Origin of the sequence: Streptomyces sp. HNM0575, assembly GCF_012726265.1 — a bacterium.
Taxonomy (GTDB): domain Bacteria; phylum Actinomycetota; class Actinomycetes; order Streptomycetales; family Streptomycetaceae; genus Streptomyces.
This window is the reverse complement of the sequence record NZ_JAASAG010000003.1, coordinates 747,150-763,037: the sequence shown is the minus strand read 5'-3', so window position 1 is coordinate 763,037 and position 15,888 is coordinate 747,150. Positions and strand designations below refer to the sequence as shown.

Annotated in this window: 13 protein-coding genes; 7 read left to right on the top strand and 6 right to left on the bottom strand. The window is 72.7% G+C overall.

The window, feature by feature from the left end; genetic code table 11:
* Positions 1 to 14: 14 nt before the first annotated feature.
* A complete protein-coding gene (locus HCC61_RS11290) occupies positions 15 to 809 on the bottom strand; it encodes a metal-dependent hydrolase (RefSeq protein WP_169135145.1) in 795 nt (264 codons plus the stop codon).
* A gap of 181 nt (positions 810 to 990) precedes the next feature.
* Between HCC61_RS11290 and HCC61_RS11285 the strand changes: the two genes are divergently transcribed.
* Together HCC61_RS11285 and HCC61_RS11280 are read left to right on the top strand one after the other, a co-directional pair.
* A complete protein-coding gene (locus HCC61_RS11285; RefSeq protein WP_169135144.1) occupies positions 991 to 3,534 on the top strand; it encodes a DEAD/DEAH box helicase in 2,544 nt (847 codons plus the stop codon).
* 88 nt (positions 3,535 to 3,622) lie between these two features.
* The gene (locus tag HCC61_RS11280; protein WP_169135143.1) at positions 3,623 to 4,489 is read left to right on the top strand and encodes an acyl-CoA thioesterase II; all 867 of its coding nucleotides are present in this window, start codon (positions 3,623 to 3,625) and stop codon (positions 4,487 to 4,489) included.
* Here the strand turns inward: HCC61_RS11280 and HCC61_RS11275 are convergent.
* Entirely contained in the window at positions 4,470 to 5,600 is a 1,131-nt protein-coding gene (locus HCC61_RS11275) for a DUF6397 family protein (protein WP_169135142.1), read from the bottom strand. The genes HCC61_RS11280 and HCC61_RS11275 overlap by 20 nt on opposite strands.
* A 347-nt stretch (positions 5,601 to 5,947) precedes the next feature.
* The gene (locus tag HCC61_RS11270) at positions 5,948 to 6,340 is read right to left on the bottom strand and encodes a roadblock/LC7 domain-containing protein (protein WP_169135141.1); all 393 of its coding nucleotides are present in this window, start codon (positions 6,338 to 6,340) and stop codon (positions 5,948 to 5,950) included.
* Positions 6,341 to 6,468: 128 nt separating this feature from the next.
* On the opposite strand from HCC61_RS11270, the gene HCC61_RS11265 reads away from it, so the two are divergent.
* Positions 6,469 to 6,897: a PPOX class F420-dependent oxidoreductase gene (locus tag HCC61_RS11265; protein ID WP_169135140.1), complete on the top strand. Its 429-nt coding sequence runs from the start codon at positions 6,469 to 6,471 to the stop codon at positions 6,895 to 6,897.
* 124 nt (positions 6,898 to 7,021) lie between these two features.
* Entirely contained in the window at positions 7,022 to 7,633 is a 612-nt protein-coding gene (locus tag HCC61_RS11260) for a class I SAM-dependent methyltransferase (RefSeq protein WP_169135139.1), read from the top strand.
* A gap of 194 nt (positions 7,634 to 7,827) precedes the next feature.
* On the opposite strand, the gene HCC61_RS11255 is transcribed toward HCC61_RS11260, so the two are convergent.
* Positions 7,828 to 8,745, bottom strand: a complete 918-nt coding sequence (locus tag HCC61_RS11255) for an oxygenase MpaB family protein (protein WP_169135138.1) — start codon at positions 8,743 to 8,745, stop codon at positions 7,828 to 7,830.
* An 88-nt stretch (positions 8,746 to 8,833) separates the two neighbouring features.
* Here HCC61_RS11255 and HCC61_RS11250 point away from each other — a divergent pair, with 88 nt between their 5' ends.
* On the top strand, positions 8,834 to 9,619 hold the full coding sequence (locus HCC61_RS11250) for a hypothetical protein (protein WP_169135137.1): 786 nt from the start codon (positions 8,834 to 8,836) through the stop codon (positions 9,617 to 9,619).
* Between the two features lie 121 nt (positions 9,620 to 9,740).
* Here HCC61_RS11250 and HCC61_RS11245 read toward each other — a convergent pair whose 3' ends face one another.
* Both HCC61_RS11245 and HCC61_RS11240 read right to left on the bottom strand, forming a co-directional pair.
* A complete protein-coding gene (locus HCC61_RS11245) occupies positions 9,741 to 10,745 on the bottom strand; it encodes a hypothetical protein (protein WP_169134610.1) in 1,005 nt (334 codons plus the stop codon).
* A 104-nt stretch (positions 10,746 to 10,849) separates the two neighbouring features.
* Positions 10,850 to 11,032 carry a hypothetical protein gene (locus HCC61_RS11240; RefSeq protein WP_169135136.1) on the bottom strand — a complete coding sequence of 61 codons (183 nt, stop codon included), beginning with the start codon at positions 11,030 to 11,032 and terminating at the stop codon, positions 10,850 to 10,852.
* 154 nt (positions 11,033 to 11,186) lie between these two features.
* On the opposite strand from HCC61_RS11240, the gene HCC61_RS11235 reads away from it, so the two are divergent.
* The gene (locus tag HCC61_RS11235; RefSeq protein ID WP_169135135.1) at positions 11,187 to 14,333 is read left to right on the top strand and encodes a DEAD/DEAH box helicase; all 3,147 of its coding nucleotides are present in this window, start codon (positions 11,187 to 11,189) and stop codon (positions 14,331 to 14,333) included.
* The gene (locus HCC61_RS11230; protein ID WP_169135134.1) at positions 14,330 to 15,748 is read left to right on the top strand and encodes an SWF or SNF family helicase; all 1,419 of its coding nucleotides are present in this window, start codon (positions 14,330 to 14,332) and stop codon (positions 15,746 to 15,748) included. Before HCC61_RS11235 ends, HCC61_RS11230 begins: the two co-directional genes overlap by 4 nt.
* Positions 15,749 to 15,888: the final 140 nt, after the last annotated feature.

Genomic DNA, 15,888 nt, shown 5'->3' with positions numbered 1-15,888 from the left:
GCGGAGCGTGGCTCTCAGCCGATGACGCCGAGCGCGAAGAGCCCGCCCGCGCCCCCGAGCAGCATGAACAGCGGCATCAGCAGCCTCGTCTCGACCCACGCCCCGGCGCGGAAGCGCATGAACTCCGGTGTGCCCAGCGGATACCAGCGCTTGCCGTCGATCTTCACGGGCCAGAGGATCGGGCATCCGGAGACGGTGATGGCGTCGCCGATGTTGTGCACCAGCGCCCCGAGCACTATCGGCAGCCCCAGCCACAGGTACTCCTGGCCCGGCCCGGTGAAGAGCCAGTCCGAGCCGTTGCCCGGGCGGTCGAGTACGTCGGCGAGGGTCCAGGCGCTCGTCGCGCCGAGCAGCCACACCAGTATGTCGCTGGAGACGCGGGCCGCCCGCCACAGCAGTCCCTCCACGGCCAGCACCATGTGGATGAAGAGGATCACCAGCACCGCCCAGTGCCCGCCGAAGACCGCCGCAGCCGAGAATCCGACGCCGAGGAAGAGCGCCCACGGCCAGGTGTGCGTGAGGGTGCGGTGTCCGCCCGAGCGGCGCCGCTCGCCGTGGCCGCGGGTGGAGTTGTAGACCGCCTCGGACAGCTTGTCGATCACTCCGCACAACCCGCGCGAGAACGGCCCGAAGGCACGGGAGATGGTCGCCGACTTGTGATCGAGGTCCGGAGCGAGCGCGGCCCCCGAGCTGATCAGGGAGCCCGCCAGCAGCACCGGCCAGGGCATCGGGTGGTCCAGTGCGGCCGCCGCCGCTCCCGCCCCGAGCCACGCCGCCGCTCCCGACAGCGAATGCGCCGGTCCCATCATGTCGGTCCCCCACCCCTGTGACTGCTCGCGATGACGGCGCCCGCAGCCGGGTGCGGCCCCAACTGCCCGCTGTGGACGCCAGGATCGCCCCGCCTGCTGACGCCTTTTCGGCGTGACAGCGTATCGGCAGATGATCACGGGACGGGCACCGGTTCCCGGTAGCGCGCACGAGGCAGGCAGTATGGGGTGCGTGACAGCCAGCCTTATCGATCAGATGCCGAGCGACGCCGACCCCGACGCCCTCTACGAGGCCTTCTCCGGCTGGGCCGAGGAGAGGGGCATCTCGCTCTACCCGGCGCAGGAGGAGGCGCTGATCGAGGTTGTCTCCGGTGCGAACGTGATCCTCTCCACCCCCACCGGCTCCGGGAAGAGCCTGGTCGCCGCGGGTGCTCACTTCGCGGCTCTCGCCCGCGACGAGGTCACCTTCTACACCGCTCCGATCAAGGCTCTCGTCTCGGAGAAGTTCTTCGACCTCTGCAAGATCTTCGGCACCGAGAACGTCGGCATGCTCACCGGCGACGCGTCCGTCAACGCCGACGCTCCCGTCATCTGCTGCACCGCCGAGGTTCTCGCCTCGATCGCGCTGCGCGACGGCGCCGAGGCCGACATCGGGCAGGTGGTGATGGACGAGTTCCACTTCTACGCCGAGCCCGACCGGGGCTGGGCCTGGCAGATCCCGCTGCTGGAACTCCCGCAGGCGCAGTTCGTGCTGATGTCGGCGACGCTCGGCGACGTGAGCCGCTTCGAGGAGGACCTGAAGCGCCGTACGGGCCGCGAGACGGCGGTCGTGCGCTCCGCCACCCGGCCGGTGCCGCTGTCGTACGAGTACCGCACGACGTCCCTCACCGAGACGGTCACGGAACTTCTGGAGACCCGTCAAGCGCCGGTCTACATCGTGCACTTCACGCAGGCGCAGGCGGTGGAGCGGGCACAGGCGCTGATGAGCATCAACATGTGCACCCGCGTCGAGAAGGACGAGATCGCCAGGATCATCGGGAACTTCCGCTTCACCACCCGATTCGGCCGCAATCTCTCGCGGTACGTGCGGCACGGCGTCGGCGTGCACCACGCGGGCATGCTGCCCAAGTACCGCAGGCTCGTGGAACGGCTCGCGCAGGCGGGTCTGCTGAAGGTCATCTGCGGCACCGACACGCTCGGCGTCGGCGTCAACGTGCCCATCCGCACAGTGCTGTTCACCGCCCTCACCAAGTACGACGGCACCCGCGTCCGTACGCTGCGCGCGCGGGAGTTCCACCAGATCGCGGGCCGCGCGGGGCGGGCCGGGTTCGACACCTCCGGCTTCGTCGTCGCTCAGGCGCCCGAGCACGTCGTCGAGAATGAGAAGGCGCTCGCCAAGGCCGGCGACGACCCGAAGAAGCGGCGGAAGGTCGTGCGGAAGAAGGCCCCCGAAGGGTTCGTCAACTGGGGGCAGCAGACCTTCGAGAAACTGATCGCCTCCGATCCCGAGCCGCTGACCTCCCGCTTCCGCGTGACCCACGCGATGCTGCTGTCGGTGATCGCCCGCCCCGGCGACGCCTTCTCGCAGATGCGCAAGCTGCTGGAGGACAACCACGAGGACCGCCGCTCCCAGCTGCGGCACATCCGCAGGGCGATCGCCGTCTACCGCTCGCTGCTGGACGGCGGCGTCGTGGAACGGCTCGACGAGCCCGACGCGCAGGGCCGTGACGTACGGCTCACCGTCGATCTCCAGCACGACTTCGCGCTCAACCAGCCCCTGTCCACCTTCGCACTCGCGGCCTTCGAACTGCTCGACCCCGAATCCCCCTCCTACGCCCTCGACATGGTCTCCGTCGTCGAGTCGACCCTCGACGACCCGCGGCAGATCCTGGCCGCGCAGACCAACAAGGCCAAGGGCGAGGCCGTCGCGCAGATGAAGGCCGACGGCCTCGAGTACGAGGAGCGGATGGAACGGCTGATGGACATCGGCCATCCGCAGCCGCTCGACGAACTCCTCTTCCACGCCTACGGCCTCTACCGCAAGTCCCACCCTTGGGTCGGCGACCATCCGCTCTCGCCGAAGTCGGTCGTCCGCGACATGTACGAACGCGCCATGACCTTCGCCGAGTTCGTCTCCTTCTACGAACTCGCCCGCACCGAGGGCATCGTGCTGCGCTACCTCGCCGGCGCGTACAAGGCGCTGGAGCACACCGTCCCCGAGGACAAGAAGTCCGAGGACTTCCAGGACATCGTCGAATGGCTCGGCGAGATGGTCCGTCAGGTCGACTCCAGCCTGCTGGACGAGTGGGAGCAGCTGGCCAACCCCGAGACGGCCGCGGCCCCGGCGGAGAGCGCCGACGAGGCGCAGGAACGCGCCGACCGTGTCAGGCCCGTCACGGCCAACTCCCGCGCCTTCCGGGTCCTGGTGCGCAACGCGATGTTCCGCCGCGTGGAGCTGGCCGCCCTCGACAAGGTCGCGGAACTGGGCGAGCTCGACGCCGACTCCGGCTGGGACGAGGACGCCTGGGCGGAGGCCCTGGACGGCTACTGGGACGAGTACGACGACATGGGCACCGGCCCCGACGCCCGCGGGCCGGCTCTGCTGCGCATCGAGGAGGTGCCCGAGGAGGGGCTGTGGCGGGTGCGGCAGACCTTCGCCGACCCGGAGGGCGACCACGACTGGGGCGTCTCCGCCGAGGTCGACCTGACCGCGTCCGACGAGGAGGGCCGTGCCGTGATCAAGGTGACCGACGTGGGCCGGCTGTGAGCGGCCCGCGCCGCGCGAAGGACCCGCGGCCCGGAACGGATTCCCGGCGTCCGGCGGGCCCGCCGCATCCGGAAGAGGAGCACGCCCCATGAACAGCCCCGCCGAACAGCTCGCCGCCCTTCTCGACCTGGAACAGATCGAGATCAACATCTTCCGCGGCCGCAGCCCCCGGGAGAACCTCCAGCGCGTCTTCGGCGGGCAGGTGGCCGGACAGGCCCTGGTCGCCGCGGGACGCACCACGGACGGGCAGCGCCCCGTGCACTCGCTGCACGCGTACTTCCTGCGGCCCGGGGTGCCCGGCGTGCCCATCGTGTACCAGGTCGAACGGGTGCGGGACGGCCGCTCGTTCACCACCCGGCGCGTCGTGGCCGTGCAGCAGGGCAGGACCATCTTCAACCTCACCGCCTCCTTCCATCAGCCGGAGACAGGCATCGACCATCAGGTCCCGATGCCTGACGTGCCCGGCCCCGAGGGCCTTCCGAAGCTGGGCGAGGAGATCCGCGACCGGCTCGGCGAACTTCCCGAGACCCTGGAGCGCATGGAGCGCCGCATGGCGTTCGACATCCGCTACGTGGAGCGGCTGCGCTGGGACTCGGGCGAACTGCGGGACGTGGAGCCCCGCAGCGGGGTGTGGATGCGGGCCATCGGTTCCCTGGGCGACGACCCTCTCGTGCATACCTGCGCGCTCACCTACGCCAGCGACATGACGCTCCTCGACGCCGTACGCATCCCCGTCGAACCGCTGTGGGGTCCGAGGGGCTTCGACATGGCCTCCCTCGATCACGCGATGTGGTTCCACAGGCCGTTCCGCGCGGACGAATGGTTCCTGTACCAGCAGGAGTCGCCCATCGCGACCGGCGGAAGAGGGCTGGCACGGGGCCAGATCTTCGACCGCGACGGCCAGTTGATCGTCTCGGTGATGCAGGAGGGCCTGTTCAGAAAGGTGGGTGGCTGAGCCGCCCGTCCCTGTCCAGCGACCGGCCACGGTCACGCCCCGGACTCCGGTCCCCCGCACCGTCAGCGGGCGGACACTGCCGCGCCGTGCTCTGCCGCGGGGCACGCAGCATCGCGAGCACACGGGTGCGTTGCTGAAGGGCCCGGGCCCTGTCCCGGCCCAGGACGCCGCCCTCATAGGACCGCCGCCCCGCGGGCCGCTCCGGCCATGACGCGTGAGGCCTCCCCAACAGGAGGCCGTGGGCAGGGAGGTCCTCCCCCGTCGGGTCGTCCTGCCGGTCCGGGGCCGCCGCCTCCGCGGTGGCTGCGGATGCGGAGCCCCGCTCCGAGGCTCGCGCGTACTCCAAGTCGGCCGCGAGCATGAGCCGTTGCCAGAAGATCTCGTCCTCCGGGACCGCCGTGCACAGCTCTCCCGCCACCTCGCGGACAGCGGCGGGCTTCCCGGCGAGCGGCAGCAACTCGGGCCGCAGAGCGCTCAGTCTGCGCCGCTCGCCGGCGTCCGGGACCGCCTGCTCCAGCACCGCCTCGCCGAGCACCGCGGCCCGAGCGGCAGCCGCCTCCCACGGGCCGTCCGCCTGCCGGCACAACTGCCCGACGCGGCGGCCCCGCCAGTGCCTGCCGCGCAGATCCATCCCCTCCGCCAGCGGCACCCGCAGTCCCCGCGGCAGCCGCCCGGAGAGCAGTGCCGGACGTTTCGCGGCGAACGCGAGCAGCTCGGCGGCCAGGTAGAGCCACACCACGGTGCGGTAGCGGTTCACATACAGCCGCACGGGGCTGAAGCAGCCGGCGCGCGCGAGGCGGGAGAACCGCGACATGGTGATGCCGAGCAGCTGCGCGCCGCCCCGCCCGTTGACCACACGCAGCCGTGTGCGGAGGCCGTCCGGGAAGTCCTCGGCGGAGCGCAGCCGGGCCAGCTCACCGCGCGGCACCCTGCGTGCCCCGCGTCCGCCGGGCGGCGCCGAGCCCGCCGCGGGCAGCGTGCCCGAGGCGGGCGCCGCCGCGGACACGGCCCGCACCGTGTGCACCTCTCCCAGCTGCGCGGCCAAGTCCATCGCTCCCGGCGTCAGGCCCAGCTCCTTGGCGGCCGTGCTCATCGCGACGTCGTCCGTCATGGTCTCCCCCGTCTTTCGTCGTCGTCACTGCTCGTCAGCAGCCCTTCAGCTACTGACGGTGACGACGCTAGACGATCGCGCGAGATCCCGCTCGGGCCTGTGGATAACTCCGCCGAGAGGCGGGAGCGAAGGCAGGACACGACCGGTCGGCGACCGGCCGGGCCCCTTCTCCGAGCCCCTCGTATCAGTCTCCGAGTCCCTCGTATCAGCCCCCGCTCGGCCCGTACCCGGCCTCAACCCGTCCCGCGCCAGCACGAATCGAGCGGGCGGTGCCCGGCGGCCCGAACCGCCCGGCCGTCTCCGCTCCGCCCACCCCGCGAACCGCTACGCGTGGCGCCGCTCCGTCGCTATGTGCCGTTCCGCGCCGCCAGCCCCAGGTGTTCGCCGACGCGGTTCACCAGCAGCGTCATCTCGTACGCCACCGCACCCACGTCCGTGTCCGGTCCTGTGAGCACGCACAGGCAGCTTCCCTCGCCCGCGGAGGTCACGAAGAGCAACCCCTCCTCGAACTCGATCATCGTCTGCCGTACCCGTCCCGAACCGAACTGCGTACCCGATCCCTTCGCCAGGGACTGCAAACCGGACGCGACCGCGGCCAGATGCTCCGCGTCCGTCTTCGACAGGGTCTGACTGTTCGCGGTGACCAGGCCGTCGGTCGAGAGCACCATCGCGTGCTGTACGGACGAGATCCGCTCCGTCAGGTCATCGAGCAGCCAGTCGAGCCCTGTGTTCAGCGCCATCGCGGCGTTCCCCCTTCTCCTCAGCTGCTGCCGTGCCACCCTTACCCACCACAACGCGGGGAGCAACCACACGCTCACGTGCCGCACTCAGCGCCACGAACCGTGTACGCCTCGCGCAGTATGTAGGCATGGCAGAGAAGATGACGGAAGACCAGTGGCGCGGCTTCATCAGCGAGGGCACCCGTACGGGGAAGCTCTCCACGGTCCGTGCCGACGGAAGCCCCCATGTCGCCCCCGTGTGGTTCGTGCTCGACGGCGACGACCTGATCTTCACCACAGGTGAGGACACGGTCAAGGGGCGCAATCTCGCCCGCGACGGACGCGTCTGCATCTGCGTGGACGACGAGCGCCCGCCCTTCGCCTTCGTCGTCGTACGCGGCCGGGCCGAGCTGAGCACCGATCCGGACACGATGCTGCACTGGGCCACCCGGATCGCGGCCCGTTACATGGGCGAGGAGGCCGGAGAGGAGTTCGGCGCCCGCAACGCCGTCCCGGGAGAGCTGCTTGTACGGGTACGCGTCGGAAAGGTGGTGGCGCTCTCCGGCCTGGCCGAATGACGGCGCGGCGCGCGCCACGGCACCGACACGCCACGGCACCGACAGCCTCCCTCGCCGCCGTACCCCCGGCCGCGCCCCAGCCGCCGCCCCTCTCCCCCGCCCCGCGTCCGCCATCATGGAGCCCATGCCGCACGAGACGAGTGACGAGACCGCCCGCGTACGGGAGTTCTTCTCCGTCCGCGCGGCACGCTGGGACGCACGCTTCCCCGACGACGGCCCGGCCTACGAGGCCGCGGTCGGTGAACTCGGGCTCCGCGAGGGCGACTCGGTGCTGGACGCGGGCTGCGGCACAGGCAGGGCCCTGCCACCGCTCCGCGCCGCCGTCGGACGGCGCGGCACCGTGCTCGCCGCGGACGTCACCCCCGAGATGATCGCCGAGGCCGTGCGCGCCGGGCGGCTCGCCAGCGGGCGGCTGCTCCTCGCGGACGTGCGCCGGCTTCCACTGCGCACCGCCTCCCTCGACGCCGTCTTCGCCGCCGGTCTGGTCTCCCATCTGGGCGGCCCGGAGGCGGGGTTGCGGGAACTCGCCCGGGTCGTGCGACCCGGCGGCGCCCTCGCCCTCTTCCACCCCGTGGGCCGCGCCGCCCTCGCCGAGCGCCAGGGCCGCGTGCTGTCCCCGGACGACGTACGGGCCGGGCCCAACCTCCGCACGCTGCTGGCCGGTTCGGGCTGGCGGCTGACGTCGCTGGACGACGGCGAGGACCGCTATCTGGCGCTGGCGGCCCGGGCGGAGTGACCACTGGCGGCCCGGACGCAGTGGCCAAGGGCGGCGTGGCCAAGGGGCGGTGTGACCACCGCGAGGGTCACCACACCGAGGGGTCACACGGCGGACGGCGCCAACGGCACTGCTCCGGCCGCGACTTCACGCTCCCGCTCTACGGCCCTGCTTCACGGTCCTGCTTAACACCCCCCGGCCGGGCCCCCGCCGCCCTACGCCCCGCCGTGCGGCACCGGACATCCCCCGGCCCCGGCGCCGCGCTCCGCCTGTCCGGCCCCTCCGGGGAACGTGCCGAGGTCCGCCAGCGAGTAGCCCTCCGGATAGCCGGGGTAGCCCTTGATCTCCGGGTTCTGGCGGGCGTAATGCGGGGTGCGGCGCGGCGGCATCAGCCGTACGGCGCGCGCCCTCGCCCGCAGCGCTCCCCGTACGAGCGCGCGCACCCCGGGCCGCGGCGGACCGTAACGGAAGGCGCGCAGCAGCGAGTCGTCCAGCAGCGCCTTGCTCGCGCCCCGCACGACCGGGGCGAGCGGCGACGGATACCAGGACGCCATCAGCGCCAGCGTGGAGTCCGATACGCGGCGTGAGCCGGGGTCCCAGGCGAAGTGCGCAGCCTCGTACTCGTCGAGATACGACTCGAAACCGCCGTAGTCGCCGGGGATCCGCGTGATCCCCATGTGCCGTCCCAGCGTGCGGTAGTAGGCCGCGGACGCCTGCTGCTCGTGGCCGGAGAGCGGCCGCCAGCCGTACGCGTCGAGCCAGCGCTTCGGCATCACGACGAACGTGCACAGTACGTAGCGCATGTCGTCGTCCGAGATGTCGTAGCTGCGGTGCATCTGGTTGATGCGGCGGATCGCGGTGCGTCCCTCATCGGTCGTGAAGCCGTGCTCCACGACCGCGTCGAGCAATAACGTGGTGTCGTCGTAGCGCTTCTGCGTCCGGTCGGTCAGCTCCGCCGTCCGCGCGAGCAGCCGCCCGATGCTGGGCACCGCGTACGTGCGGTAGAGGGCCAGCTCCAGGGAGCGGGTGAAGTCCCAGGGGAACTCGTAGGTCGCCGACAGCCGGTAGATCTCCAGGAAGTCCTCTTCCGGGTCGAGTTGCAGGATGTGCCTGAGCCTGTCGTACCGCCCCACGTCGCGTCTCCTCCGTCAGCTGCCCTGGTCTGTAAACCAACTGACTCTAGAGTTAAGGTTCCCCAGAACGTACGGAAGGGGAAGCGCCGTGGCCGCCGAGAACGATGACGCGCTGTTTGTGCTGACGGCTGTACTGCTGACTCCCGCTCAGTTTCCGAGCGTTCTGGGCGACGACTACCCGGAGGCGTGCGCGAGACTCGGCCTCGAGCCGTACGCCGAGGGATACGGACTGGTTCTCGGCCAGGACGGCTCCGGCGCCCGCTGGACCGTCGCCACCGACGACGTGACCCTCGTCGCGTGCGCGATCGCCGCGTGGGACTGCGGCATGGAGTACGACCTCTCCCCCTCCGACCGCTCCGTGGCCGCGGCACTGCCCGGCTGGCCGCTGAACGTCGCCGTGTCGGCCCCCGGAGTGCCGGCGCCGCACGACCCGGAGCCCGACCCGGAGATCGACGGCGGGCGCTCCGCCCTCGTACCACCGGACACCGAGCGGTGGGGGCCTGCCCAACGCCGCCTCGGAGCGGACGAGATCGCCCTTCAGTGGGCGGTCTGGCGCGAACAGGTCGAGGACGACGTCGAGTTCGTCCAGGCGGGCGAGAGCCCCAACTCGTCGGTGAAGCGGGTGCTGGAGGAGGTGCGGGCATATCTGGACGACCCTCCGCCGCCCGGACGCGTCCGCTCGGCCTTCGCCTCGGGCGAGGCGCGCACCCTTCGCGCGGACGGGCCCGGCTGGAGCATGGTGGCACGCACCGACGACATCGCCTTCCTGCTGCTGGACGAAGAGCCGGGCGAGGTGCTGCCCGTGGGGCGGGGGTCCGAACTGCCCGGTCTGCTGGAGGCGTTGGACGGGATGGCGCTGCGGCCGGCCGCGTGAGCCGACCCGCCCGCACAACGGCGCTGCCTTCCCGCCCGCCGGCTGTGTCCCGTCGACGGCTGAGCCCGCGCGGGCTCTTCCGGCCGGCTCCGTGCCCGGTAACCGGCTGACGCCCAGACCCTCAGACCGGCGGCGGCACCGGCACGTACGCACCGGCGGGCCCTCCGTGCCACGAGACCACCACCGAGTCCGGCACCGGCTGCCCCCGCTCGGCGGCCATCAGGAACTCGGCCGCCTCACCGGGCCGTACGACGGAGTCCTCCGGCACTCCGCGCGCCGAGTCCGGAAGGTTCGCGCGGCTGACGCGGACACCCGTGAGCGTCGTGAAACCGGTGTTGCGCAGCGCGAAGCCGTGCCTGCCGACGCGCTCGACGCGCCACGGGCCCGACGGGGATGCGTACGGCGGGAACGGCACGGGAGCCGGTGCCTGCGGACCGTACGGCCGGGACGGCGGCGGGGCAGCCGGAGGAGCGCCGTACCCGCCGTAGTCGGGTGCCGTGCGCGTACTGGCGGGGAGGGGGTCCGGCTGCTGTTGCGGGTAGCCGTACCCGCCGCCGGACTGCGGGTAGCCGTACCCGCCCGGCGGGTAGGCGGGTTCGGCCACAGGTTCGGCCACAGGTACGGCCGCAGGTTCGGCGGCGGGTTCGGGCTCAGCGGCCGGCTCGGGATCGGCGAGCTCGAAGTCCCCGGCTTCCTCGTCCGCATCCTCATCCGGCGACGTGAAGGGAGGCGGTGCCGGCTGCCGCTCTGCGGAGGAAGCGCCGGCAGACCGTGCCGGAGCCGCGCCGGCACCCGTCGCGGACACGCCCCCACGCATGCCGCCGACGATGATGTGCGAATCCCTCGGGCCGGACGTTTCCCCGTCCGACGCCGCCGGTGCCTGGGCTGCGGGCGGCACGGAGGCGGCGGTGAGCTGCTCCAGCAGCTGCTCCATCGCCAGGGCGCGACGCTCCGCCGTCTCGATCTGGCGGCGCTGCAACTGCGAGGCCTCCGCCTGGAGTTCGTTCTGCCTGCGCAGGTCCCGCCGCTGGCCGATGCCCTGGGCGATCGCATAGCACGCCATGCCGAACGTGACCACGGTGCTGCCCCACGTCGCGGCGTCCCCCGCCTCCAGCGCCAACGTCATGGCCCAACTCTATGGACGATGCGGCCCGTTGGGCACGCCACACCGGCCGGGCGTGACGCACCGGGGGTGTCCGCGACGGCGGCGGGGTCTGCCGGCTGCCGAGGTCAGCGGCGCAGCTCCTTGCGGCTGACCCGGCGCAGCCTTGACCGCTGCGAGGGGTCGAGCGCCAGATACGCGACCACGGGCACCCCGACGATCACTGCGAGCGCGATCCAGAACGAGGTCAGCCACCACAGGAGCAGCCCCACGGCCACGCCACCGACGGCGATCTTGCCTCTGTTGGTCATTGCGTCCTCCTTCAGGACAGGCAGGTCTGCCCGCCTGCCTCTATCCATTAGAACGCCGTTTCGCCCATCGGGGTTCCGGCGGCGTTTTCCGGTTGCCTCGGCCCTGATGTAACCTCGGCGCCTCCAGCCCGGCTAGTCAAATTTGAGGAATCGCGTGGGCCCTGCGACCCGTACCGTGACGACGCCCTCCGAGATCGCCCAACTCGCGCGCTCGGAAGCCGTGCTGCTTCCCGGTGATCCTCCCCGTACCTCGCGCGTCGCCTTCTGGCGTACGGACGGGGCACCCCCGCTCCCGGACGGCGACGCCCGCGTCGAGGAGCTGACCGTCGTGCTTCCCGGGGAGGACGGCGGCGCCGGCACGCACACCGTCCCGGCCGCGGTGCTCCCGGTGGACGAGGCACTTCCCGTACTGACGCGCATCAGGGCCGCGCAGCGACGGCACACGCCGGGCCAGGACCGGGGCGGGAACCAGGGCCGGGAGCAGCCCCAGGACCAGGATCCGGAGCAGCGGCTCCCCTCGTCGGTCTTCTGGGGCGAGGCCGCGCTGCTCGCCCTGCGGCTCGCGGCTCGGGGACGGCTGCTGCCGGGGGTCAGCCCCGGCGGACACGACGCGTGGAGACCGGCGCCGCTCGATCCGGCGGACGCCGGGATGCTGCGGAGCCTCGCGGCGGCGATGCCTCCCTACGCACACGCCGTGCCGCTGCCGGCGGCGGACGGTGCCGCGGAAGAGTCCTCCGCGGGCGCTCCCCTGCTGCTCCCGGCGCAGGAAGAGCGGTTGCGCGCCTTCCTGGACGCGGTGGCCGACGCCCTGCCCCGTACCCCGGCCGCGATCCTGGCCACGGGACATTCCGCGTTCGCCGCCCCGGAGCCGCAGCACATTCCCGAGCAGCGGGAGTGGGCCGCGGATGTCGCCGCGGGCCACGACGCGGGCGTACGGCTGTCCCTGCGCATCGAGGTCGACGGTCTGCCCGGCGACGAGGACACGCCGGCCGGCCCTTCCGATGCGCCCGGGCTCGTGGCCGCACCGGACGGCGTGCGCTACCGGGCGGTGCTCCAGCTGCACAGCACCGGTGACGCCGCGCTCGTCGCGGACGCGGCCGACGTCTGGTCCGTTGGCTCGTCCGTCGCGGCGGCCTTCGGCCCCCGTGTGCGCACGGACACCCTTCTGACGCTGCGCCGTGCCGCCGCCGCATGGGAACCGCTCACACCGCTGCTGTCCGCGCCCGTACCGGACCGTGTCGAACTGGACGACGAGGAGATCGCCGGACTGCTCTCCGCCCCCGTGTCCGAGGCGCTGGACGCGGCGGGAGTGCAGGTCCACTGGCCGGACCTGCTCGCGCGCGAGGTCACCGCGCTCGCCGTCATCACACAGGAGGCGCAGGAAGAGAGCGGCCGTGCCGGCACCGGCGACGGGAGCACCGGCTCGGGCGGCACGGGCTCGGGCGGCACGGGCTCGGGCGGCACCGGATCAGGGGGATCCGGCGGGGGCGCATCCGGGAGCCTGTCCCCGCTGGGCGCGGACACCCTCCTCTCCTTCGACTGGCGTCTCGCGGTCGGCGGCACGGAGCTGACGGGCGCCGAGCTGGAGCAACTGGCGGAGTCCGGGCGCCCGTTGGCGCGGCTGCGTGGCCGGTGGGTGCTGGTCGACCCCGGCGCGGTCCGCCGTGCCCGGCAGCGGCGGCAGCGGGCAGACAAGGGAACGGGCAGCGGAATCGCACCCGTTGCCGCACTCGGTGCGGCGCTGACCGGCACCACCGAGGACGAGGACGGCGAACTCGTGGAGGTGCGCGCCTCCGGTCCGCTGGAGTCCCTGCGTGCCCGCCTGGCCGAGGCCCGTTCCGGCGGAAGGGCCGCCGTGCCGCCGCCGGAAGCGCTCCACGCCACCCTGCGCGACTACCAACTCCGCGGCCTGGACTGGCTGGAGACGATGACGTCCCTCGGTCTGGGCGCCTGCCTAGCCGACGACATGGGACTCGGCAAGACCGTCACTCTGATCGCGCTCCATCTGCACCGGCAGCAGCAGCCCGCCACGAGCGGCCCCACGCTCGTGGTCTGCCCGGCGTCCCTGCTGGGCAACTGGCAGCGGGAGACCGAACGGTTCGCGCCCGGCACTCCCGTACGCCGCTACCACGGGCCCGGACGCGATCTGGAGGACCTGGCCGACGGCGAGTTCGTACTGACGACGTACGGCACGATGCGGCTGGACGCGGCCCGTCTCGCAACACCGCCCGGCACCGGCTGGGGCATGGTCGTCGCTGACGAGGCCCAGCACGTGAAGAACCCCTTCTCCGCCACGGCACGCGCGCTGCGCACGATCCCGGGCGGTGCCCGCGTCGCCCTCACCGGCACCCCGGTGGAGAACAACCTCACCGAGCTGTGGTCCGTGCTCGACTGGACGACGCCCGGGCTCCTGGGGCGTCTCGGCACCTTCCGCAGGCGCTACGCGGAGGCCGCCGAGGGCGGCGACCCGGGTGGCGCCGAACGGCTCGCCCGGCTGGTACGCCCGTTCCTGCTGCGCCGCCGCAAGAGCGACCCGGGCATCGCACCCGAGCTGCCGCCGAAGACCGAGACCGACGAGGCGGTGTCCCTGACGGCGGAGCAGGCGGGACTGTACGAGGCGGTCGTGCGCGAGGGCCTCGCCGGGCTCGGCGGCGCCGGCGGCATCGCCCGCCGCGGCCTGGTGGTGAAGCTGCTGACCTCCCTCAAGCAGATCTGCAACCACCCGGCCCAGTACCTCAAGGAGGAGAGCCCGGCGCTGGCGGGCCGCTCGGGAAAGCTGGAGCTGCTGGACGAACTCCTCGAAACGGTCCTCGCCGGCGAGGATCCCGGCGGCGTCCTGGTCTTCACCCAGTACGTGCGGATGGCGCGGCTGCTCGAGCGGCACCTCACCGAGCGCGGAGTGGCCTCCCGTCTGCTGCACGGCGGGACGCCCGTCGCGCGGCGGGAGGAGATGGTGCGCGAGTTCCAGGACGGCGGGGTGCCGGTGTTCCTCCTCTCCCTCAAGGCGGCGGGCACGGGCCTCAATCTGACCCGCGCGGCACATGTCGTCCACTACGACCGCTGGTGGAATCCGGCGGTCGAGAACCAGGCCACCGACCGCGCCTACCGCATCGGCCAGGACAGGCCCGTACAGGTGCACAGGCTCGTCACCGAGGGGACGGTCGAGGACCGCATCGCCGCGCTGCTCTCCCGCAAGCAGGCGCTCGCGGACGCGGTGCTCGGATCGGGAGAGGCCGCGCTGACGGAGCTGTCCGACGACGAGCTCGCGGAACTCGTGCGACTGCGGAGGGAGCGGCCGTGACACAGGCTCAGGAGCACGCGGACGGCGAGGAGTTCGGCGGAGAGTTCGGCGAGGACACGGAACGGATCTTCGCGGCGCTCCCTCCGGCACGGGGCCGTGCCTTCGCCCGTACGTGGTGGGGCACGCGGTGGCTGAAGGCGCTGGAGGACACGGCGCTCGACTCCGGACATCTGCGGCTGGGACGCAGGTTCGCGCGCCAGGGGGCCGTCGGCGCGGTCTCGGTGCGGCCCGGGAGGATCACCGCGGTGGTGCGCGGACCGGACGGGACGCCGCAGCGCGCGGACGTACTGCTGCGGGAGTTCACGGGCGCGGAGTGGGAGCGTCTGCTGGAGGTGGCGGCGCGCGAGGGCGGGCACGTCGCCGCGCTGCTCGACCGGGAGCTGCCACCGCGGCTGGTGGAGGAGGCGGAGAGCGCGGGCATCGAACTCCTCCCGGACATCGGGGACTTGGACGCCACATGCGACTGCGGCGCATGGGACCACTGCCCGCACACCGCCGCGCTGTGCTACCAGATGGCGCGGTTGCTCGACGAAGACCCGTTCGTGCTGCTGCTGTTGCGGGGGCGCACGGAGGAGAGGTTCCTCGGCGGCCTCGGGCTGCGCGATGCGGGCAGCGGTGAGGGCACGCCGCGGCAGGACGAGTACGCCGAGACCGAGGAGCACGCGGAGGACGGGCCTCCGGAGTCGCGGCATCCGGCATCCGTACGGGCCGACGCCGCCTTCGCACGGCGGACGCCACTGCCGCCGCTGCCGCCGCCCGACGCCCTGGAGGCCGAGGCGTACGCGGCCGGCTCCCCCGCCCCGCTCTCCTTGAGGGGCGGCGCTTCCACGGGCCCGTCCGGACTGGACCCGGCGGCGCTGGAGTTCCTCGTATCGGACGCGGCCGCACGGGCACGGCGGATGCTTCGGGCGGCTCTGTCGCCCTCGCATGCCGCCAGCGCGTCGCCCGTCGGCCTGACCCGGCGGCAGGACGCGGTACGCATGGCCTCGCGTGCGCCCGGTGAACAGATCGCGCGGCGGCTCGCGTCCGGCTGCGGCCTCACTCCTGCCGGGCTGCGGGCGGCGGCGCAGGCGTGGGAGACGGGCGGCGCGGAAGGACTGTCCGTATGGGAGGAGCCCTGGACGCCTGCCCCGGAGACGGCGGCGCGGATGAGCCGGCTGCTCGCCTCCGCGCTCGCCGAGCGAGAATCCGGCGCGGCAGCCGGTGCGGCGGCGGAGCTGCACCGTGAGGCCAACCGCTGGAGCACGCCGGACGGTTCGGCGCAGCTGCGCTGCGGACGTGACGGACGCTGGTGGCCGTACCGCCGTGACGCACTCGGCGGTTGGCGGCCCGCGGGCGGTCCCGAGCAGGATCCGGCCGCCGCGCTGGCGGTCGCTTCGGGAGAGGACGAACCCGGCCGGGACGGGAGGAGTTGAGCCTTCCCGCCCCGGCCGGGGAGAGTGCCGCCGCCGTGGGACCGCGGCGTCGCCTGCCGCTTCGGCCCCGGTCCCGTACGGAGGCCTTTCGTTCGAACTGTGGCGCCGCGCCTCGGAGTTACGTGCCGTCCCGGAGGGCG

Excerpts from the sequence above, each read along its gene's own strand:
- HCC61_RS11290 (WP_169135145.1), bottom strand. The coding sequence starts at position 809 with ATGATGGGACCGGCGCATTCGCTGTCGGGAGCGGCGGCGTGGCTCGGG.
- HCC61_RS11285 (WP_169135144.1), top strand. The coding sequence starts at position 991 with ATGGGGTGCGTGACAGCCAGCCTTATCGATCAGATGCCGAGCGACGCC.
- HCC61_RS11280 (WP_169135143.1), top strand. The coding sequence starts at position 3,623 with ATGAACAGCCCCGCCGAACAGCTCGCCGCCCTTCTCGACCTGGAACAG.
- HCC61_RS11275 (WP_169135142.1), bottom strand. The coding sequence starts at position 5,600 with ATGACGGACGACGTCGCGATGAGCACGGCCGCCAAGGAGCTGGGCCTG.
- HCC61_RS11270 (WP_169135141.1), bottom strand. The coding sequence starts at position 6,340 with ATGGCGCTGAACACAGGGCTCGACTGGCTGCTCGATGACCTGACGGAG.
- HCC61_RS11265 (WP_169135140.1), top strand. The coding sequence starts at position 6,469 with ATGGCAGAGAAGATGACGGAAGACCAGTGGCGCGGCTTCATCAGCGAG.
- HCC61_RS11260 (WP_169135139.1), top strand. The coding sequence starts at position 7,022 with ATGCCGCACGAGACGAGTGACGAGACCGCCCGCGTACGGGAGTTCTTC.
- HCC61_RS11245 (WP_169134610.1), bottom strand. The coding sequence starts at position 10,745 with ATGACGTTGGCGCTGGAGGCGGGGGACGCCGCGACGTGGGGCAGCACC.
- HCC61_RS11240 (WP_169135136.1), bottom strand. The coding sequence starts at position 11,032 with ATGACCAACAGAGGCAAGATCGCCGTCGGTGGCGTGGCCGTGGGGCTG.